17 protein-coding genes and 1 rRNA gene are annotated in these 19,917 nt (G+C 49.0%); 14 read left to right on the forward strand and 4 right to left on the reverse strand.

Going from position 1 to position 19,917, the window contains the following annotated elements:
- Nucleotides 1-157 precede the first annotated feature (157 nt).
- The 6 genes from jag to D1831_RS07105 all read left to right on the forward strand — a co-directional run bounded on the left by jag (nt 158) and on the right by D1831_RS07105 (nt 7,348).
- Nucleotides 158-1,057 carry an RNA-binding cell elongation regulator Jag/EloR gene (gene jag, locus D1831_RS07080; RefSeq protein ID WP_125072234.1) on the forward strand — a complete coding sequence of 300 codons (900 nt, stop codon included), beginning with the start codon at nt 158-160 and terminating at the stop codon, nt 1,055-1,057.
- Between the two features lie 313 nt (nt 1,058-1,370).
- The gene (mnmE, locus tag D1831_RS07085) at nt 1,371-2,762 is read left to right on the forward strand and encodes a tRNA uridine-5-carboxymethylaminomethyl(34) synthesis GTPase MnmE (RefSeq protein ID WP_125072235.1); all 1,392 of its coding nucleotides are present in this window, start codon (nt 1,371-1,373) and stop codon (nt 2,760-2,762) included.
- Nucleotides 2,763-2,782: 20 nt separating this feature from the next.
- Nucleotides 2,783-4,696: a tRNA uridine-5-carboxymethylaminomethyl(34) synthesis enzyme MnmG gene (gene mnmG / locus D1831_RS07090; protein WP_125072236.1), complete on the forward strand. Its 1,914-nt coding sequence runs from the start codon at nt 2,783-2,785 to the stop codon at nt 4,694-4,696.
- A gap of 158 nt (nt 4,697-4,854) precedes the next feature.
- Nucleotides 4,855-5,442 (forward strand): signal peptidase I, encoded by a 588-nt coding sequence (gene lepB, locus D1831_RS07095; protein WP_125072237.1) that lies wholly within the window; start codon nt 4,855-4,857, stop codon nt 5,440-5,442.
- Between the two features lie 162 nt (nt 5,443-5,604).
- The gene (locus tag D1831_RS07100) at nt 5,605-6,921 is read left to right on the forward strand and encodes a C1 family peptidase (protein ID WP_125072238.1); all 1,317 of its coding nucleotides are present in this window, start codon (nt 5,605-5,607) and stop codon (nt 6,919-6,921) included.
- 13 nt (nt 6,922-6,934) lie between these two features.
- Nucleotides 6,935-7,348, forward strand: coding sequence for a helix-turn-helix domain-containing protein (locus D1831_RS07105; protein WP_125072239.1), 414 nt, complete (start codon nt 6,935-6,937; stop codon nt 7,346-7,348).
- 69 nt (nt 7,349-7,417) lie between these two features.
- Here the strand turns inward: D1831_RS07105 and D1831_RS07110 are convergent, their stop codons facing one another.
- The gene (locus D1831_RS07110) at nt 7,418-8,296 is read right to left on the reverse strand and encodes a DegV family protein (protein ID WP_125072240.1); all 879 of its coding nucleotides are present in this window, start codon (nt 8,294-8,296) and stop codon (nt 7,418-7,420) included.
- Nucleotides 8,297-8,453: 157 nt separating this feature from the next.
- Between D1831_RS07110 and D1831_RS07115 the strand changes: the two genes are divergently transcribed.
- Together D1831_RS07115 and D1831_RS07120 are read left to right on the forward strand one after the other, a co-directional pair.
- Nucleotides 8,454-8,915, forward strand: a complete 462-nt coding sequence (locus tag D1831_RS07115; RefSeq protein ID WP_125072241.1) for a GNAT family N-acetyltransferase — start codon at nt 8,454-8,456, stop codon at nt 8,913-8,915.
- 675 nt (nt 8,916-9,590) lie between these two features.
- Entirely contained in the window at nt 9,591-10,394 is an 804-nt protein-coding gene (locus D1831_RS07120) for a 2-keto-4-pentenoate hydratase (RefSeq protein ID WP_125072242.1), read from the forward strand.
- Between the two features lie 72 nt (nt 10,395-10,466).
- On the opposite strand, the gene D1831_RS07125 is transcribed toward D1831_RS07120, so the two are convergent.
- From D1831_RS07125 to D1831_RS07135, 3 genes are all read right to left on the reverse strand, one after another.
- Nucleotides 10,467-10,682, reverse strand: a complete 216-nt coding sequence (locus D1831_RS07125) for a hypothetical protein (protein WP_125072243.1) — start codon at nt 10,680-10,682, stop codon at nt 10,467-10,469.
- Nucleotides 10,683-11,127: 445 nt separating this feature from the next.
- Nucleotides 11,128-11,601, reverse strand: a complete 474-nt coding sequence (locus D1831_RS14825) for an ATP-binding cassette domain-containing protein (RefSeq protein ID WP_404819889.1) — start codon at nt 11,599-11,601, stop codon at nt 11,128-11,130.
- A gap of 277 nt (nt 11,602-11,878) precedes the next feature.
- The gene (locus D1831_RS07135; protein WP_125072245.1) at nt 11,879-12,415 is read right to left on the reverse strand and encodes a phenolic acid decarboxylase; all 537 of its coding nucleotides are present in this window, start codon (nt 12,413-12,415) and stop codon (nt 11,879-11,881) included.
- A gap of 239 nt (nt 12,416-12,654) precedes the next feature.
- Between D1831_RS07135 and D1831_RS07140 the strand changes: the two genes are divergently transcribed.
- From D1831_RS07140 to D1831_RS07165, 6 genes are all read left to right on the forward strand, one after another.
- Entirely contained in the window at nt 12,655-13,599 is a 945-nt protein-coding gene (locus D1831_RS07140) for a helix-turn-helix transcriptional regulator (protein ID WP_225422810.1), read from the forward strand.
- Between the two features lie 118 nt (nt 13,600-13,717).
- Nucleotides 13,718-14,260: a PadR family transcriptional regulator gene (locus D1831_RS07145; RefSeq protein WP_125072246.1), complete on the forward strand. Its 543-nt coding sequence runs from the start codon at nt 13,718-13,720 to the stop codon at nt 14,258-14,260.
- 88 nt (nt 14,261-14,348) lie between these two features.
- Nucleotides 14,349-14,810 (forward strand): universal stress protein, encoded by a 462-nt coding sequence (locus tag D1831_RS07150; protein ID WP_125072247.1) that lies wholly within the window; start codon nt 14,349-14,351, stop codon nt 14,808-14,810.
- Nucleotides 14,811-14,858: 48 nt separating this feature from the next.
- Entirely contained in the window at nt 14,859-16,232 is a 1,374-nt protein-coding gene (locus D1831_RS07155; RefSeq protein WP_125072248.1) for an Nramp family divalent metal transporter, read from the forward strand.
- Nucleotides 16,233-16,475: 243 nt separating this feature from the next.
- Nucleotides 16,476-19,082 carry a bifunctional acetaldehyde-CoA/alcohol dehydrogenase gene (gene adhE / locus D1831_RS07160; RefSeq protein WP_404819888.1) on the forward strand — a complete coding sequence of 869 codons (2,607 nt, stop codon included), beginning with the start codon at nt 16,476-16,478 and terminating at the stop codon, nt 19,080-19,082.
- A gap of 718 nt (nt 19,083-19,800) precedes the next feature.
- Nucleotides 19,801-19,917, forward strand: a 16S ribosomal RNA gene (locus D1831_RS07165); the annotation flags it as partial.

A 19,917-nucleotide genomic window follows, 5' to 3' on the forward strand; every position in this document is an offset into this window, starting at 1 on the left:
TATTGTATCTTTACTGAATAGTCAAAAATGGAAATGGTGTGCTAAAAGCATGGACTAGCGCTTTGACAATTGTTTAATGCGGTTAACCTTCCTATCCCGCATTAGGCACGGGAATGCTATAATGGACGCAGGTATTTTTTATGAGGAGGATTAACAAATGACAGTATTTGAAGGCAATACCGTCGAAGCCGCCATCGCGGCTGGTTTAAAACAAATGCAGCGTACCCGCGACCAGGTCACAATTGAAGTGGTGGCGGAACCCAAGAAGGGCTTTTTAGGACTGGGCAAACAACCCGCTCAGGTACGCTTAACGGCGGTGCCAACCTCCGCAGCGTCGACGACCATGCCGACAAGTGCACCAAGTCCGACCCCACAGTCCGCGTCGACCCCAGCGCCAAGTGCGGCGTCGCAAGCGCCAGCGTCAGCACAGCCGGTCCAGCCAGTGGTGACGCCCAAAGTGACCGTGACGGCGCCTAAAAAAGCACAACCGGCGAAGGTGACGCCCGCTACGGTTCAAACGCAGACCCCGGTAAAGTCCGAAAAGCCAGCACAACCGGCCACGCCCGTCCGTTCACCGGAAGAAATTGCGGCCCGGCAAGCGGCTAATGAACAAGCGGTTCGGGATCTGAGTGCCTACTTGCTCGAAGTGGTCAAAGAACTGGGCATTACCGCGGACTTGGACGTTGATTTTGGCAACCGCTACGCGACGTTAAACTTTGATACGGCGAAGCAGGGGTTGTTAATTGGGAAGCACGGGCGCACGATCAACGCGTTGCAGGACCTTGCCCAGGTTTACATGAATCACCACGGTGCCTCACACGTGAACGTCGTGCTGGATGTTGATGATTACCGGGATCGCCGGGAAGCGACGTTGAAGCGGTTAGCGGAAAGTACGGCTCGTGAAGCCATTGCGACCGGTAAACAGGTCTTTTTAGACCCGATGCCATCGTTTGAACGGAAGCTGATTCACGCGGAACTAGCCAATAATCGGCACGTCACCACTTTTTCCGAGGGGCGTGATCCGCACCGCGCCGTGGTGGTTGCGATCCGGAAATAGTCCAATTGAACAAACGCAAACAGGCGTTTGACAAACACCAATTGAGCTATTATAGTAAGTATTAATCATTCTTATCTTTTAGATAAAGTAGTCAAAGTGCTTTATCCACGCTTTAAGGTGGCGTGGACTAGGCGCTTTTTTTCTGCATTTTAGGACATATTATTAACTAATTAGAAGTGATTTTTGGTATGGTATTAGGCGGTATAACGGGGTACCTATCCCGTTGCAACCGGACCAAGTGAAGTTGTATTGACAGCCAAACCGCGGGGTGTGCCCGCGGGTAGCGAACGGTTAAGAAAGGACATGATGAGTGATGCCAACGACCACGGAATTTGATACGATCGCGGCGATTTCTACGCCACCTGGTGAGGGTGGAATTTCAATCATTCGGATTAGCGGGGACCAGACGTTTAACGTGGTTTCCCAGATATTTAAGGGGAAGGACCTCAGTAAGGTTAAATCCCATACGATCAACTACGGTCACGTGGTTGACCCTGAAACCCATCAGGAAGTTGACGAAGTGATGGCTTCCGTCATGCGGGCACCCAAAACCTACACGCGTGAAGACGTCATTGAAATCAACTGTCACGGGGGCTTAGTGGCAACTAACGAGATCTTACAATTGATTTTGAGTCACGGCGCCCGGATGGCCGAGCCCGGTGAATTTACGAAGCGGGCGTTCTTAAACGGTCGTCTAGACTTATCGCAGGCGGAAGCCGTCATGGATCTGATCCGGGCCAAAACCGATAAATCGATGAAAGTCGCCTTAAACCAGTTGGACGGGGACCTGTCGAAACTGATCCGGCACCTCCGTCAAGATATTTTGGACGTGCTGGCGCAGGTCGAAGTGAACATTGACTACCCCGAATACGACGCGGTCGAAGCCATGACCACTAAAATGTTGCAGGAAAAAGCCGTGGAAGTCGGTCAAAGTATTGACCAACTGTTAGCCACTGCCAAGCAGGGGAAGGTTTTACGAGAAGGCCTGGCCACCGCCATTATTGGCCGGCCGAACGTGGGTAAATCCAGCCTGTTGAACCACTTGCTGCACGAAGACAAAGCCATCGTGACCGACGTGGCCGGGACGACCCGGGACGTCATCGAAGAGTACGTTAACGTTCGCGGTGTGCCGCTAAAATTAGTTGATACGGCCGGAATTCGTGATACCGAGGATAAGGTTGAAAAAATCGGGGTCGAACGCAGTCGTAAGGCGATCGGCGCGGCCGACCTAGTCCTGTTAGTGCTGGATAACAGCCAGCCCCTGACAACGGAGGATCGCGAGTTGTTAAACGAAACGGCGGATTCAAAACGGATCGTTATTTTAAACAAGACCGACCTCCCCGCACAACTGGACCGCGACGAACTGGCAAAAGTCGTAGACTTAGACGACGTGTTAAGCATGTCCGTTCTCCAGCAAGCCGGCGTTGAGCAGTTGGAACAGCGGATTGCTAAGATGTTCTTTAACGAGGGGATCGAAAGCAGTCAAAATAACGTGATGGTCACAAACGCCCGCCACATCGGGTTATTGAATCAGGCCAAACAGGCGTTACAAGACGTTCAGACCGGTATTGCGGCCGGGATGCCAGTGGACCTTGTGCAGATCGATATGACCCGTTGTTGGGAATTCCTGGGCCAAATTACCGGGGATAGTTACGAAGATGAATTATTAGACCAGCTATTTAGCCAGTTCTGTTTGGGTAAATAGTGTAGGAGGAAATTGTTAACATGACAGAAGTAAAGCAGTACCAAGGCCGTGACTACGACGTGATCGTCGTGGGTGCCGGCCACGCTGGTTCGGAAGCGGCTTTGGCCGCGGCCCGGATGGGGAACCGCACCTTGCTGATGACGATCAACCTGGACATGGTTGCGTTTATGCCTTGTAACCCGTCGGTCGGTGGTCCCGCCAAGGGGATCGTGGTTCGTGAAATTGACGCGCTGGGTGGCGAAATGGGCCGTAACATTGATAAGACCTACGTTCAGATGCGGATGCTCAATACTGGTAAGGGCCCGGCCGTTCGGGCTTTACGGGCGCAAGCGGATAAGCACGCTTACCACGCGGAAATGAAGCACACGATTGAACGCGAACCGAATTTGACGCTACGGCAGGGGATCGTGGACGGCTTGATCGTCGAAGACGGTGTCTGCAAAGGGGTCATTACTAACACCGGCGCGCGTTACAGTGCTAAGAGCGTGGTTTTGACGACCGGGACGGCCGCCCGGGGAAAAATTATCATTGGTGAATTGATGTACTCCTCCGGCCCGAACAATTCCCAACCCGCGATGAAGTTATCCGGTGATTTGGAACGCTTAGGGTTTGATTTGGAACGGTTTAAGACCGGGACGCCACCCCGTGTGGACGGTAACACGATCGATTATAGTGTGACCGAAGAACAGCCTGGCGATCCGGAACCGCACCACTTTAGTTTTGAAACTAAGGATGAGGATTACCTAGACTTAAAGCACCAGTTATCTTGCTGGTTAACGTATACGAACGAAACGACTCACAAAATCATCCGTGAAAACCTCGACCGCGCGCCGATGTTTACCGGCGTGATTGAAGGGGTCGGTCCGCGGTACTGCCCGTCAATTGAAGACAAGATCGTCCGCTTTGCGGACAAGAAGCGCCACCAACTCTTCTTAGAACCGGAAGGTCGGAACACCGACGAATGGTACGTTCAGGGGTTATCGACCTCAATGCCGGAAGAAGTTCAGCAACGAATCCTGCATTCCATCAAGGGGTTGGAAGACGCTGAAATGATGCGGCCGGGCTACGCCATCGAATACGACGTGGTCGCACCGTACCAGTTAAAGGCAACTTTGGAGACAAAACTGGTCAAAAACTTGTATACCGCTGGTCAAACGAACGGCACGTCCGGTTATGAAGAAGCGGCTGGTCAAGGATTGATGGCCGGAATCAACGCCGGGTTACGCGCGCTGGACCGGGGTCAGTTCACTTTAAAGCGGAGTGATGCTTACATTGGGGTCATGATCGACGACCTGGTGACGAAGGGAACTAAGGAACCGTACCGGTTATTAACGAGTCGGGCCGAATACCGTTTGATTTTACGACACGATAACGCCGATTTACGGTTAACGGATAAGGGGCACGAGCTTGGACTCATTGACGACGATCGTTACGCGGCTTTTGAAGCCAAACGGCAGGCAATCAAGAACGAACTTGACCGATTGGGCAAAATCCGAATCAAACCTAACGATGACGTTAACGCCTTCTTGCGAGCTCACAACTCGGGAGAACTCAAGGACGGTGTTTTGGCAGCCGATTTCTTGAAGCGGCCGGAAGTACGTTACGCCGATTTAATGAAGTTTATCCCGGCGGCACCCGAACCGTTGGAACGTCACGTTATTGAACAGGTTGAAATTCAAATTAAGTACGCCGGTTACATCACTAAGGCGGAAGAGCGGGTCGAACACCTCAAAAAGATGGAAGCTAAGAAGATTCCCGACCGGATCGACTACGACGCCATCGACGGTTTAGCAACCGAAGCACACCAAAAGCTAAAGAAGATTCAGCCAACCACGATTGCGCAAGCTTCCCGGATCAGCGGAGTCAATCCCGCCGATATCGCGATTCTGAGTGTTTACATTCAGCAGGGGCGCATCGCCAAGGTACAGGATTAGAGAACAACCTTAAGGGGGACTCGGGAAGATTTCCGGGTGCCCTTTTTTATTGTAAAGATTATAATTATTTTTTGTAAAAACGGTTAATCATTCACAGACAAGCGTCATTATTTGGACTATAATAATTGGAAGTTAAGTGGGGTAAGGGAGCAACATTGATGAAAACTTTCAAAAGTATGATGAGTTGGGTGCTGCCCATCGTGGTCGGGTTACTGGTGGCCATGGTCATTCGGCACTTTGTCTTCACGATGGTCCGGGTTGACGGACCGTCGATGGAGCCCAACCTTGAGAATAATGAACGGGTCGCCGTGGTGAAAACGGCACAGGTCCACCACCTGAGTGTTATCGTGTTTAATGCTTATAAGGTTGATCCGGACGCCTCGTCAAAGAATGTTAAGTACGTCAAACGGGTCATCGGGATGCCCGGCGACACGGTTCGGGCCCAGGACGGGAAAATTTACGTCAACGGTAAGGCCATTTCGCAAAAGTTCATTAGTCAGTTTGAGCGTACCCAGGGAACGGGAAACTGGGACGTGCTTTCCCTTTCTAACCGTAATAACTGGGTCTTAAAAACGACCAAGGTCCCTAAAAATAGTTACTTTGTACTGGGGGACCACCGTTCCGTTTCAAATGACAGCCGGTACTGGGGCTTCGTTCCCGCTAAACGGGTGATTGGGGTCGTTAAGGTTCCAATTTGGGATACGAACAAAACCAAACGTCATAACGTCAATTCAATTGGATATTAATAAACAAACGTCGGTAAACGCATACCGACGTCTTTTTTTACTAATTTTGTTCAGAAAAGCAAACAAAATTAGCTTTCTGATTGTATTCGGGAAATAACAAGCCTAAAATGGTGACAAACTAAGGTTATTTTAAATTGAATTATGAGCAATGGAGGAATGGCAATGGCAAACAAACTAACTAAAACCGCGTTAGCCGCTTTACGGGCCAAGCACGCGGAAGACCAAGTAGCCCCCGTTTTAACGCGGGCCATTACGAAGAACGGCATCAAGGCTGCCAGTTTTGATAATCAGGCGGCTAGTCGTTTAGACCGGACGTTTTCAGTTGAGGTGCCAACCGGAAAAGTCAGCAACCAAAAACACAGTGGTCGTTGCTGGGAATTTGCCCTGTTAAACACGTTGCGGCACAAGTTTGCGACGAAGTACCACGTCAAGGACTTTGAACTATCCCAAAACTACCTCTTTTTCTGGGACAAAATTGAACGGGCGAACATCTTCTACCGCAACGTTGAACAAACGGCCCGGCAACCCATTAGTGACCGGCTGGTTCAGTTCTTATTCGATAACCCCGGTGAAGACGGAGGGCAATGGGCTATGGCGGCTAGTTTAGTTCAGAAATACGGGGTCGTTCCGGCCAGTGCCATGCCTGAAACTTATAACACGAATAATACGGCCGAATTTCAAGAGGTCCTGTCACGGAAATTACGTAAAGACGGGCTCAAGCTCCGGCAACTTGTCATGAACGGTGCTAGTGAAGCCGAATTGCAGTCGCTGGAAAAGAGTATGCTCCAGGAAGTGTACCGGATGGCGGCCTACTCGTTTGGCGAACCACCGTTGACTTTTGACCTGGAATACCGCGACGACAATCACAAGTACCACCGCACCGCGGATATCACGCCCCAACAGTTTTACCAGGATTACTTTGATACCGATTTAGACGATTACGTCGTGGTGACCAACTCACCCGATAAGCCGCTTAACCAACTTTACAGCTTACCTGACGAAGATAACGTCATTGGTGGAAAACCAATTGAGTTTTTGAACGTCGACATGGGCGTCCTGACCGACGTCGCCGTGCAACAACTGAAGTCCGGTGAAACAATCTGGTTTGGGAACGACGTGTTACGCCAAATGGACCGTAAGTTGGGGTACCTCGACGCGCACCTCTTTGAATCCGCCAAAATGTTTGGTATCAACGGCCACCTGACGAAAGCGCAACGCTTGTTGACAGGTGAGGGTGAAGTTAGTCACGCCATGACGTTGACCGGGGTCGACCTAGTCGATGACACACCAACTAAGTGGAAAGTTGAAAATAGTTGGGGAACGGAAAACGGTGATCAAGGGTACTTCGTCATGACGCAGGACTGGTTTAACGAGTACGTTTACGAGGTGGTCGTTCACAAGCACTTCTTAGCACCGGAATTTCAAGCACTACTCAACGAACCAGCGCGGCGTTTGCCAGCCTGGGATCCGTTGCACTAAGGGGGGAGCAGCGATGGGAGTATTTGCCGACCGGTTAAAAATTGCCATGCAACAAGCGGGAATGAGTTCAGCGCAGTTATCCAAAACAACTGGCATCGGGCGGTCGTCCATTAGCCAGTGGCTGAGCAGTAAGTACGTGGCAAAGCACGATAAGGTTGCCACGTTAGCCGCCGCCTTAGAAGTTGACGGGGAATGGTTACTGGGAACGACCGACGTGCAGAACGTGACTGAGAGTTTACCCGCTGAACCAGTGATTGAAGCAACCCCACCGGTGGCCCCCGAACTCGTTTCGATTTGGGAACAGTTAGACGAACCCCGCCGTGCGAAGTTGCTTAAAAAGGCCAATAAGTTGCTAGAAAAAGCCGTTGAACCGACGCCTAAGCATAAATCTAAGAAGAAGAAAAAGGGTAAAAAGCGTAAGGCTTAGAAAAAAGGTGAACATCCGCAAAAACTGCGGCGTGTTCACCTTTTAATTTTATGAATGGCGTTTGACTAATTAATTTTTAGGTTTAACGGGCCATTTTTCCCAGTCCTTTGCCCAGATGAGCCCCATGACGCCTTCACCGACGTGCACTCCAACGACTGGTCCAATTTCACCCTCATCGATCGTGATGTCGGGGAAACTAGCGGTCAAGTCGGCCGTCCATTCGGCCTGCAGCTTCGGATTATTGCCGTTTTCGATGGTTACGCGCAGGGGATAGTCGGCGGCTTCGATGGCGGCGGCCAGCTTAGCTTTAATGGCGGCGTATGCCCGCCGCATCGTGCGTTCCTTTTCAATGGCGACGATTTTACCGTCTTCAAAGGTTAAGACCGGCTTGATTCGTAAGAGGTTACCAACCAAACCGGAAGCGTTGGATAGCCGACCAGTCCGGACCAGGTGGCTGAGGTTATCGACCACGAAGTAAACTTGGGTAGTATCCCGCAAGTGGACTAATTGGTCAAGAACCTGTTCGGGAGAGTACCCCGCCGCCACTAACTTAGCTGCTAGGAGGACCATGTAAGCTTCACCGGCTGCGGTAATTTTTGAGTCAAACGGGTAAACCTTAATGTTCGTGACGTTTGGTAGGTAGCTTTCTAGGTTGGTAATAAAGCTCGTGATACCCGAGGACAGGTGAATACTAATGACCGCGTCGTAACCTTCCTTTGCTAACTGATCGTACATTGTTTGCATTTGCCCCAAGGTAATCTGGGTAGTGGTCGGTAATTCCGGTGCGGTTCGCATCCGTTCGTAAAATTCTTTGGATGTGATCTCGACGTTTTCTAAGTAAGTTTGTTTGCCGAAAATAACCGTGATCGGAACAACGTGAATGTTGTACTTTTGGATGTCAGCCGCGGCTAAGTAGCTGGCACTATCCGTGACAATTGCGGTTTTCATGGTTGCCTCGCTTTCGTTGTGAAAGAATTAAGTAGTATTATACCGCTAGTTAACGGGTGAATCTAGCGTCATTGTGCGACGCATCAATTGAGCAGGTTTGTAATTAAAAACTAGAAACGGCATAATAGGAACAACGAAAAATGGGGAGGGATGCCAAGTGAGTAAAATTGAAATTAAACCCGCCACGGCGGCCGACCGCACGGCGTTAGCACAAATTTATTTAGTGGATCGTCAGCGGGAATTTCCGTGGGTCGTGGACCCGCAACTTAAGGACTTTGACCACGACAGTCGTGGTGAATTTGTCCTAGTTGCTTGGATCGACGGTCAGCAGGCCGGTTTTTGCTCGTTGTACCGGTTAGCCAACTTCATTCACCTATTGTTTGTCGCGCCTGATTTTCGGCACCTTAAAGTGGGCGCGAGTCTGCTGATGGAAATGCGCCAGTACGCTACCGAACCGTTGACTTTAAAGTGCGTGATGGCCAACGAAGCCGCCCTTAAGTTCTACGCGCGGGTGGGGTTTCAAATCGTTAAGGCGGACCGCAACGCCCTGCCGCCCAACTACACGTTAAAAGACACCCGTACCGAACAGTACATTGCCCTCGTCCATTTAAATCCGTAAAAAAGCATTAGTAGTAGGTTTGAATTTAATCTCATTATTTTTTAATTTAATGGTTGACATCCCGCAAAGCAGGGGCTAAACTCTAACCATTAATTAAATTCAGATTAAAAACCGTGATGAGGAACGGTGCTAGGTTTGTTAGTCAGCGAGCTGCGGGTTGGTGTAAGGCAGTCAAAACAACTTGGTACGGATCACCTTGGAGTTGCGCCCCGAAGATTATTTTGGAGAAGGCGTTGGATGGTACCCATTAGTGTACCGGCGTATCACATCCCAGTGGGGTGCCGTACGTGCTAAGGTGTCTGCTGTGAAGTAGATACGAATAAAGGTGGTAACCCGTTAAAAACGTCCTTTAATTAACTCGCTTGAGTTAGTTAAAGGACGTTTTTTTAGGCTTAATTTAAAGGTGGTGAGGATGATGAAATCGGACATTCAGGTGGCTAGTTACCAACAAGTGTGGGCAACGGTAACTAGTCGCGTCAACGCTTTGCTGGGGACCGTCGTCCTCGTAAAGTTATCGTAAGCTGTGGCTTACGATACACATAGGAAGTTTTACGATGATTTGATCGACACATAGTTTAGGTTCAACACATAAGTAGTACAACCGCGATCAACGGCACACATAGCAACAACACATATTTTTAGTTATTTAAAACACATATACGGAGGTCTTGGCTTATGACAACTACCACTACTACTGAAACGGAAACGCAATTTGCACAACAACTTTTTGATGCTTACCAAACCCAACACGCCTTAACAATGGCTGATTTTGCCGCCGTTGTTAGTGACGAGGACGCCGCGTACCGGGTGCAGGCCCAGTTAACGGCGTTAAAAAATCAACCGGTCGGCGGTTACAAGGTCTCACTAACTAGCGCGGAAACCCAAAAGATGTTTGCCGCCCACGCCCCGCTCTACGGTGCCCAAGTGGCGGACCACTTTTTAGCCGCACCCACCACGGTTTGCCGGGGGCAGTTAATGGACCCGCTGGTTGAAGTTGAACTGGTTTTTAAGGCCAAGGAGAACTTAGCTGCCAGCGACAGCTTAACCGATTTATGGCACAAAACGACGGTGGCTCCGGGGTTGGAATTACCCGATTCCCGTTTTGCCGACTGGTTCCCCGACCTGCCTAAAAACTTAGTCGTGGCGGACGCCGCGGTTGGCGGTTTAGTGGTTTACGGGACCGAACACGATACGGATCAACAGTTTGCTTCGGTCGAAGATGTTGCCACGCCACACTGCAAACTCAGCCATGATGGGGAGGAACTTAAAACGGGCGTTGCTAGTGAAGTTTTAGGGAACCCGTTAAAATCGCTCCACTGGTTAGTCGGCAAGTTGGCTGAACAGGGTAAGACGTTAACGGCGGGCCAGCGGGTCTCTTCCGGCACGTTCGTGTTACCACCGCACTTAACGGCGGGCCACTGGCAGGCGGACTTTGACCACGACTTGGGCAGCGTTCAACTAGCCGTTACTAATGATTAAAATAATTGCCATTGTTTCACGTGAAACAATTGGTAAAACGGACTCAGAATTACGCTGAGTCCGTTTTTTAGGTTAATGGTGCATTTTATTAGTGAGTAACAGGGTCGGTAAGATAATGGCCAGAGCTGCCAAGGCAATTAATAGGAAGCCAGTTTGAAAAGCTTCCGTGCGAATGTTGATTAATTGGTTAGTCGTAAACGTTTGTAGGTCGGCCGGCGCGACGTGGAAGTGACCGGCCTTAAGCTGAGTTTCAAAGGTCGCCACGTGAGCCGCAGAATATGACGTCACAACCGTCGTTACGAGGGCCGACCCGAAGGCGTTACCGGATGTTTGCTAATCAGCCGGTGGGGGCACCCCAGATCAACTTGTTAGTCGACGCAACTTTAGTGCCGGCGTACTTACGGGCGGTAGGAAAATAATTAAAGTACGGGAAGTATAACCGTTATTCAACGCAATTAATTTAAAATAATTTTAACTAGGTCTTGCAAATGACATTATATGTCGCGGGGGTGTGGCAAAATGGAAATGGTGAGTTCCGGGTACGATGGTGACCGTAATGAATACGGGGAGAGTATGGTCAGGTACATAATGGAATGAACCGGGAGAAGTGCCAAAAGGATTAGGGCTATCACTAGTTAGTAGGAATGCTGGTGAAAATAAAACGACCAGTTCGCAATCATCGTTGCGAACTGGTCGTTTTATACTATTCGTGAAGCGTAATTATACTGTTGATTTAGTCGAGATTCTGAACTAAATCGCCTAACGTATGGGAAAAGTTGGTAATCTTTTGCCCTTTTTGAATGTTATTAGTTGTAAAAGTTAGGCTTTGAATGGTGTTGGCCTGACTGTCTAGTAATTGGCGGTTTTTACCGCTAAAACGTCCTTTGAAAACATTGTATAAGTTGAGAATCCCAACTTTATCTTTGTTTAACGGAAAGGCCACGTTATCTAAAACGGTCAGGTGTGGGTAGAGGGCGAAGTCTTGAAAAACCATGCCAACGTGGCGTTGCCGGGCATCCTGGTGCGTGACGGTGTGCCCGTTAAAAACGACTTGGCCCGCCGTTGGGGTCAGCAGGCCGGCTAACAAGTTGAGCAGGCTCGTTTTACCACTGCCACTCGGTCCAACTAGGGCAACGAGTTCACCGGTGGCTAACGTGCAGGACAACCCGTTAAAAAGCGCGGGTTGTCCCGGGTAATTTAATTGGATCGACTGAAGTGCAATTGACACGTAACCCCCTCCCAGTGGTTACCGGTAAATAATTAATTTTATTATCCCGCACTTAACGGTCGTTAGCCATGCCTAAAAAGCAAAAAATACGACCAGCAGAAAATAGCCCAGTGCACGGCTGACCCCATGTTTATTGAGGCGTTACTCGTGTACTGGGCTATTTATCGTAAGGACTAAAACGGGCGCTAAAGGGCGAGTGGTTCACCAATTGGCCGCTTATGGGCGCACGTTTAAGTTGGATGTTTCACGTGAAACGTTACTTATTGATGCGGTGGTAGTTTTGATCAAAGTACTGGCCGTTACGAATGTCGTCGGGAAGGCCCTTGTACGGTGCTTCGGCGATGACGTCCTCGTTATTTTGACCGGCGTCACCCGTGTAAGTAATGTGGGCAAATTCAGGGACGACTAGCTTGGGATAAGTGGCGTATTTTTCGCGGGAAGCTTCCATTAAATCAATGTGGTCATTTTGGAACGTCACGGTGATTTCGGGATGGTCTTGAACCCATTTCGGAAAGAAAATCGTACCGTTGACCTTATTTTCGTTTGGTAAAAAGTCTAAAGCAACGTCCGTACCGGTTGGTTCCGTCCAGGCAACCTTATAGATACCTTCCGTTAACATCACGATGTTAGCTTCCTGATCCTTGACCCAGCGACCGGCGACCATTCCGCCGTGGATGCGGTAATCGACGGTGTGGTCATTTTTGGCGTACCACTCGTATTCCCAACCGTTGTCGTAGGTATAAATAAAATGGGTTCCTAAGAAATCGTCTAAAGTTTTAAATGTTTTGGTCATGTTAATAGCCTTCTTTATTAAAATGGTTTTATTCAATCATGTAATTTATTACATGTTTTAATGAACGTGATTAGTGTAACTGGTTTGAAACGTGCCGTCAAGTTTAAATGCCCATTTTTTAACTAAACCCGGACGGGAGTTGCACGCGCGGCTTTTAACTTGTTCTGATTTTTAGTATGATGTAACCAAATAATTCATAGTAGAATTAATTAACGATGTCATGGCTGGGGGTGAGCGGGATGCAAAGTAATCAACGAATTGCGAATATGCTAATTCAGGTGATGCGGGGCGGCAGTATTAATTTAACAGCAGTTCAAAAAAAGTCCGGGATCAGTCGGCGAACTTGTCAACGGGACCTTGCCAGCGTGCGGACCGTCCTAACGGAAAACGGCATTGGGACACTGACGGAACGGGATGGAACTTATTACTTAGTGCGGAAGAATGCCAACGACGCGTTTAACATGGCACTCATAACCAGTCACATTTTATTGGGAAGTCGGGCCCTGACCTTGCCGGAACTAAACGCGACCTTGGATTTTTTAGGTAGCGGGTTGGCGCCGGAAGCGCGTGCCGCGCTTCATCAACAGCTCACCATGGCACGGGGCAGTTACGTCCCGTTATCGCGGCCGCAACCGTTATTAGATCGGCTACACGTTGTCGCGGCCTGCATTGCGAAAAACCAAAAAATACGGTTTAGTTACCGGAGTAGTCAGGCGAACGAACCTAACCCGCAGATTCACCACGCGCAGCCGGTTGCCATCTTTTTTGAGAACCACTATTTTTACGCCGCGATGTTAAGTGAGGAACGACACGGTTACTGGCTATACCGGATCGACCGGATCGTTACGATCCTGGAACGGCTCAAGGGGCAAAAGCTCGACTATGACCGGCGTTTTTCACTACAAGATCACCGGCAGCAGGCCTATTTACTAGATTCGGGGTCGCTAACTCGGATTCGGTTTATTTACCGCTACTACGTTCAGACGGTTTTAGACTACTTTCCCAACGCCAAGGTCTTAAAACGCAACCCGGACGGGAGTCACGTGATCGAAGCCTACGTTAAGGTGGACGGAGCGATGTTGTGGCTGCTTAGCCAGGGGGCCGCGGTCCAAGTTCTTGCGCCCGTCTCCCTCGTGGAACGGATGAAGGCGGCGTTAAGTGCCGCCCGTGACCAGTATGATTGACTTTACCAGTGCGCTTAGGAGCGTTAACTGGTATTTTTTATTGAAAAAATTCAGTAATTCTAAACATGTCCCTTATGAGTGATTTTGAGCGTATACTAGGTGCCAAGGAGGGGATTTCATGGCGCAAAAAAACAAACTCCAGTTCATTATTTTGGGTTTGCTCAACCAGCAGCCCTTGACCGGTTACGACCTAACGAAGGCCTTTGACACCGAGATTGGTGAGTTTTGGCAGGCTCAGCACAGCCAAATTTACCCGCAGTTAAAACGGTTGGAAGAACAGGGGTACGTAACCCACGAAGTAACGGTGAGTGGAGCCAAGCTAGAAAAGAAGTTGTACCACGTGACCCCCGCGGGTGGGGACTTATTGCGACAGTGGATCACCGTCGGCACCCCCGATTTGACCGCGACTAAGGATGAATTTATTTTAAAGTTGTACTTTATTCAAACGAACCGGGATCCGCGACTACCAGGCATGTTACAAGAACAGTTGCAACTGCACACGGATAAATTAGCGCATTTGCAACGGCGGCTAGCCACCGTTTTTCCGGACGAAGCGCTGATCAAGGACCACTTCGGCCACTACTTGATCTTGCAGCACGCCTTAGGACGGGAGCACTACTACGTAGATTGGCTGCAGCGGACCTTAGCCGCGCTGCCCTAGCCCGTTAGCGGAGTCCCGTCGAAGAAACTAAAGCGGTATAATGACGTTGTTAGTACCAATTCAATTCAATGAGGAGGTTCCACTTGATATGGATAATAAGAAAATGAACAACCCGCTGATTTACCGGCGGATCTTACTGACCGTTGATGAAGACGACAATACGTCGTCGGAACGGGCGTTTCGTTATGCCACCACGTTGGCCCGCGACTACGCGGTGCCGTTGGGCATTTGTTCCGTGATGGAAAGTGAAGACATTAATATTTTTGATTCGCTGACCCCGTCAAAGATTCAAGCTAAGCGCCACCACGTGGAAGACGTCGTGGCCGAGTACGTTAAAATGGCGATCGAGGACGGCGTTGAAAACGTTGAACCGTTAGTTTACGAAGGTGGCGACGTGGATGACGTCATTTTGGAACGGGTCATTCCGGATTTCAAACCCGACTTGCTCGTGACCGGGGCCGATACCCAGTTTCCCCATTCGAAAATTGCCGGTGCCATCGGACCACGTTTGGCCAAAAAGGCCCCCATATCCGTTATCGTTGTACGTTAAGTTTAACTAATTTAAGGAGTAAACTAAGTAGAAAGCGGGCGGACCGTTTTGAAAAAGAAAACGGACGAAAAAAAGCATAAAGAAAAGTTATTTGCGGAGACTGGCAGCCAGCGCAAGAGTCTGGATGAAATTAACGGCTCGATCGAGGTCCCCGAAAATAAGGGGTATTTTAAAACGTTGTTAGCGTACACCGGACCCGGTGCGTTAATTGCGGTCGGTTACATGGATCCCGGTAACTGGATCACGTCAATTGGTGGGGGTGCCCAGTTCAAGTACACCCTGCTTAGCGTTGTCCTGATCTCTAGTTTGATTGCGATGCTGCTGCAGGCCATGTCGGCCCGGCTCGGAATTGTGACCGGACGGGATCTGGCCCAACTGACCCGGGAACGAACGTCGAAGTGGATGGGAATTTTTCTATGGGTCATCACCGAATTGGCAATCATGGCAACCGATATTGCGGAAATTATCGGGTCCGGGATCGCGCTCGAGTTATTATTCGGGTTCCCGCTGATCGTGGGGATTACCATTACGGCGTTTGATGTCTTAATTTTGTTATTTTTAATGAAACTGGGTTTTCACAAGATCGAAGCCATCGTGGCGACGTTGGTTGCGGTGATCTTACTGGTGTTTGCGTACGAAGTTTTCCTATCAAAGCCCGATGCACTGGGAGTCTTAGGAGGCTACGTGCCGCGAGCCGAAGTGTTGACTAACCAGCCAATGCTGTACTTGGCGTTAGGGATCGTGGGGGCGACCGTGATGCCCCACGACCTTTACTTGGGGTCGTCCATTTCACAAACCCGCAAGTACGATATTCATGACGAGGCGTCGGTTAAAAAGACGATTCGTTTCACGATTGCGGATTCCAACATCCAACTGACGTTAGCCTTCGTCGTTAACAGCTTGTTACTGATTTTAGGGGCGGCGCTCTTTTACGGGACCCACAGTAGTCTCGGACGCTTTGCTGATTTGTTTAACGCGCTGAGCAACCCGCAAATCGTCGGGGCGATCGCGTCACCGATGCTGAGTATGTTATTTGCGATTGCGCTGCTGGCGTCCGGTCAGAGTTCGACGATCACCGGGACGTTAGCCGGTCAAATCATCATGGAAGGGTTCATTCACCTGCGGATGCCGCTGTGGGCCCAACGGTTACTGACCCGGTTAATGTCGATCACGCCGGTCCTGATTTTTGCCATTTATTATCACGGTAACGAAGCGAAGATTGAAAAACTCCTGACGTTTTCACAAGTGTTTTTATCGATTGCGTTACCGTTTGCCATGATTCCGCTGATCCTGTTTACGAGTAATAAAAAGTTGATGGGACCGTTTGCGAACCGGCCGTGGGTCAAATACACGGCTTGGATCGTGGCCATTATTTTAATTATTTTGAACATTCAATTAATTTGGCAGACCATTACGGCCTAAGGTACCAGCCAAACTCCCGGGATCAAGTTGTCCCGGGAGTTTTTTTATGGGGGTTGTTGTTCACTGATGAACTTGTTCTTTAGTTAATTTAAAAATCTAAAGTGTTGATTTATCAACACCAACAAGCCGGCAACTGGAAGAATAATTGATAAATTTTAAATTTCTTGTTGCATTTTGAGCAAGGCTGGTTATAATAAAGATTGTAAAATAATTCACAAGGTATTGAAATGGAGGAACAGTTTTATGATGAAAGCCACAGAAACAACCAAAACCGATAAAAATACTAATGAAGTCAACGACCTCATTAAGCGTTCTAACAAGGCGTTAGCCGAATTAAAATCGTACTCCCAAGAACAAATTGATGAATTATGTGAAAAAGTGGCCGTGGCTGCTTTGGATAACCACATGAAATTAGCCAAGATGGCCGTCGAAGAGACCAAGCGTGGTGTCGTTGAAGATAAAGCCATTAAAAACATTTATGCAAGCGAATACATTTGGAATAGCATCCGCCACGACAAGACCGTGGGGATCTTAGAAGAAGATGATGAAAAGCAACTGATGACGATTGCGGAACCAGTGGGGATCGTTGCCGGGGTTACCCCCGTGACCAACCCAACTTCAACCGTTGTGTTCAAAACGTTGATTTCCTTAAAGGGACGGAACACGATCGTCTTTGGTTTCCACCCACAAGCCCAAAAGAGTTGTGCCGAAACGGCCCGGGTCATCCAGACCGCAATTGCCGCAGCCGGTGGTCCCGCCGATGCCGTTTTGTTCATTGAACACCCTAGCATTGAAGCCACCAATGATTTGATGCACCACCCCGACGTGGCGACGATCTTAGCTACCGGTGGGCCAAGCATGGTGACCGCGGCGTACTCGTCAGGTAAACCAGCCTTAGGCGTGGGCCCTGGTAACGGCCCGACCTACATCGAAAAGACGGCCAACATCAAGCAGGCCGTTAATGACATTGTGCTTTCCAAGACGTTTGATAACGGGATGGTTTGTGCCTCTGAAAACAGTGCGATCATCGATAAAGAAATTTACGCTGACGTCATGGCAGAATTTAAACGTTTAGGGTGCTACTTAGTTAAACCAAAGGACGTTCAGGCTTTAAGCGACGCCGTTATCGATCCAAACCGCCACACCGTTCGGGGTCCGGTAGCCGGGAAGTCGGCTTATGAAATTGCTCAAATGGCCGGTTTGAAAGACGTTGATAAGAACGCCCGCGTCCTCCTAGCTGAAATTGACGGTGTCGGGGTCAAATACCCGTTGTCTGGTGAAAAGTTATCGCCGGTTCTGACCGTTTACAAAGCAACTTCCCATGAAGCAGCCTTCAAGCGGGCCAACGAATTACTCCACTATGGTGGTTTGGGCCATACTGCTGGGATCCACACGAAGGATGACGACCTGGTTAAACAATTTGGTTTGGAAATGCCAGCTTGCCGGATCTTAGTCAACACGCCATCTGCCGTTGGTGGGATTGGGAACATCTACAACAACATGCGTCCTTCATTGACGCTGGGCACGGGTTCATACGGTGGCAACTCGATTTCTCACAACGTTACCGATACCGACCTGATCAACATCAAAACGGTGGCGAAACGCCGGAACAACATGCAATGGGTAAAGATGCCTCCCAAGGTCTACTTTGAACGGAACTCCCTCCGTTACCTTGAAACGATGGCTGGCCTCAAAAAGGTTTTTCTAGTTTGTGACCCCGGGATGGTACAGTTCGGTTATGCTGACCGGGTTACCGCGGTTTTAAATAAGCGGAAGGATCCGGTAGATATCGACATCTTCTCCGAAGTAGAACCTAACCCGTCTTCCGACACGGTTTACAAAGGGGTTGCCCGGATGAAGGCCTTCGAACCGGATACGATCATCGCACTTGGTGGGGGCTCCGCAATGGACGCTGCCAAGGGGATGTGGCTCTTCTACGAACACCCAGAAGCTTCCTTCTTAGGGGCTAAGCAGAAGTTCTTGGACATCCGGAAACGGGCTTACAAGGTTCCCGTACCAAACAAGGTAACCTACATCGGGATCCCAACGACTTCTGGGACCGGGTCCGAAGTAACGCCGTACGCGGTTATTACCGACTCACAGACCCACGTTAAGTACCCAATCACCGACTACGCAATGCAACCAGACATTGCGATCGTTGATCCACAGTTCGTTGATACGGTACCGGCCCGGACAACGGCTTGGACGGGGCTGGACGTGATCACCCACGCCACTGAAGCCTACGTTTCGGTCATGGCTTCGGACTACAGTCGGGCATGGTCCATTCAAGCCTTGAAGCTGGCCTTCAAGTACTTGAAAGCTTCCTACGACGGTGACAAACTGGCCCGCGAGAAGATGCACAACGCGTCGACTTTAGCCGGGATGGCCTTTGCCAACGCTTACTTGGGGATCAACCATTCAATCGCGCACAAACTGGGTGGGGCGTTTAACTTACCACACGGATTAGCGATTGCGATCACTTACCCACAAGTTGTTCGGTATAACGCGCAGATTCCAACTAAGTTAGCAATGTGGCCGAAGTACAACTACAACACGGCCCTAGAAGATTACGCCGACATTGCACGTGCCATTGGTGTTAAGGGTAAAACCGATGAAGAACTTAAGGAAGGGTTGGTCAAAGCCTTTATCGACTTAGCCCACTCCATGGACGTGACCTTATCACTGAAGGCGAACCGGGTCGAAAAGAAGCAGTTTGATGCCGAAGTCGACAACATTGCTGAATTGGCCTACGAAGACCAATGCACAACGGCTAACCCACGGGAACCACTCATTAGCGAACTCAAAGCAATTTTGGAACGCGAATGGGATGGCCAGGGTACTGAAAAGTAACGTGCCACTAATTTAAGTCTTCCATTTTAATCTAAGACCCTCAGGGGAATGGTATTTACGACCGTTTCGCTGGGGGTCTTTTTTATGCGGTCGTTCACGTGAAAGCCGGTATGCTTGGCGGCGATTGTCAGTTTGACGGCGAAGTTATTCTTCTATATATAGAAGTTAAATTTGCACTACCTAACATCCGCGTTAACGAACACAATTAAAAAGAAAGGCCGTGGCAGGTAAGCGGGACATAGTTGGATAACGTAGTTTAAAGCCTCATAAGAAAGAAGTTTACCAGTTTTGAACTTTATTTAAATTAGGGGTTGCCAATGGCGGGAAAGACTGGTAAATTAGTAAATGCTGTTGCTGTGATTACCAGCAAAACTGGAAACTAGATTTAGGACAATCCAAATTAATTTTAATTAGTTGTTGACAGATTGTTTTGGAATTGGTAAAATAGTTTTTGTTGTCGCAACGACAACAATCATCAGTTTAATCAGTTACTTCTTTGAAAAAAGATGTTGACACAAATGATTAAAACTGTTATGATAATTAAGTTGCGTTAAGGAATTAACGTAACGAATTAGACCTTTGAAAACTGAACAAAGTTTCGACGAATCAAATGTGTAGGGTCTCTTGAACTTGATTCAAGAGCAAAACATTTGCGAAGTCAATTCGCTAGCAAATAAATTTTAGTACAACATTAAATGAGCTTTTTAGAACTCATCATTAATTTGAGAGTTTGATCCTGGCTCAGGACGAACGCTGGCGGCGTGCCTAATACATGCAAGTCGAACGAACTCTGGTATTGATTGGTGCTTGCATCATGAAATACATTTGAGTGAGT

It is taken from the genome of Lactiplantibacillus garii (assembly GCF_003885105.1).
Lineage (GTDB): Bacteria > Bacillota > Bacilli > Lactobacillales > Lactobacillaceae > Lactiplantibacillus > Lactiplantibacillus garii.

Coding starts and splice junctions, on each gene's coding strand:
- D1831_RS07140 (WP_225422810.1), top strand. CDS start 12,655: ATGCAAAGTAATCAACGAATTGCGAATATGCTAATTCAGGTGATGCGG.
- D1831_RS07135 (WP_125072245.1), bottom strand. CDS start 12,415: ATGACCAAAACATTTAAAACTTTAGACGATTTCTTAGGAACCCATTTT.
- mnmE (WP_125072235.1), top strand. CDS start 1,371: ATGCCAACGACCACGGAATTTGATACGATCGCGGCGATTTCTACGCCA.
- D1831_RS07105 (WP_125072239.1), top strand. CDS start 6,935: ATGGGAGTATTTGCCGACCGGTTAAAAATTGCCATGCAACAAGCGGGA.
- D1831_RS07150 (WP_125072247.1), top strand. CDS start 14,349: ATGGATAATAAGAAAATGAACAACCCGCTGATTTACCGGCGGATCTTA.
- jag (WP_125072234.1), top strand. CDS start 158: ATGACAGTATTTGAAGGCAATACCGTCGAAGCCGCCATCGCGGCTGGT.
- lepB (WP_125072237.1), top strand. CDS start 4,855: ATGAAAACTTTCAAAAGTATGATGAGTTGGGTGCTGCCCATCGTGGTC.
- adhE (WP_404819888.1), top strand. CDS start 16,476: ATGATGAAAGCCACAGAAACAACCAAAACCGATAAAAATACTAATGAA.
- D1831_RS07100 (WP_125072238.1), top strand. CDS start 5,605: ATGGCAAACAAACTAACTAAAACCGCGTTAGCCGCTTTACGGGCCAAG.
- D1831_RS07110 (WP_125072240.1), bottom strand. CDS start 8,296: ATGAAAACCGCAATTGTCACGGATAGTGCCAGCTACTTAGCCGCGGCT.
- D1831_RS07120 (WP_125072242.1), top strand. CDS start 9,591: ATGACAACTACCACTACTACTGAAACGGAAACGCAATTTGCACAACAA.
- mnmG (WP_125072236.1), top strand. CDS start 2,783: ATGACAGAAGTAAAGCAGTACCAAGGCCGTGACTACGACGTGATCGTC.
- D1831_RS07145 (WP_125072246.1), top strand. CDS start 13,718: ATGGCGCAAAAAAACAAACTCCAGTTCATTATTTTGGGTTTGCTCAAC.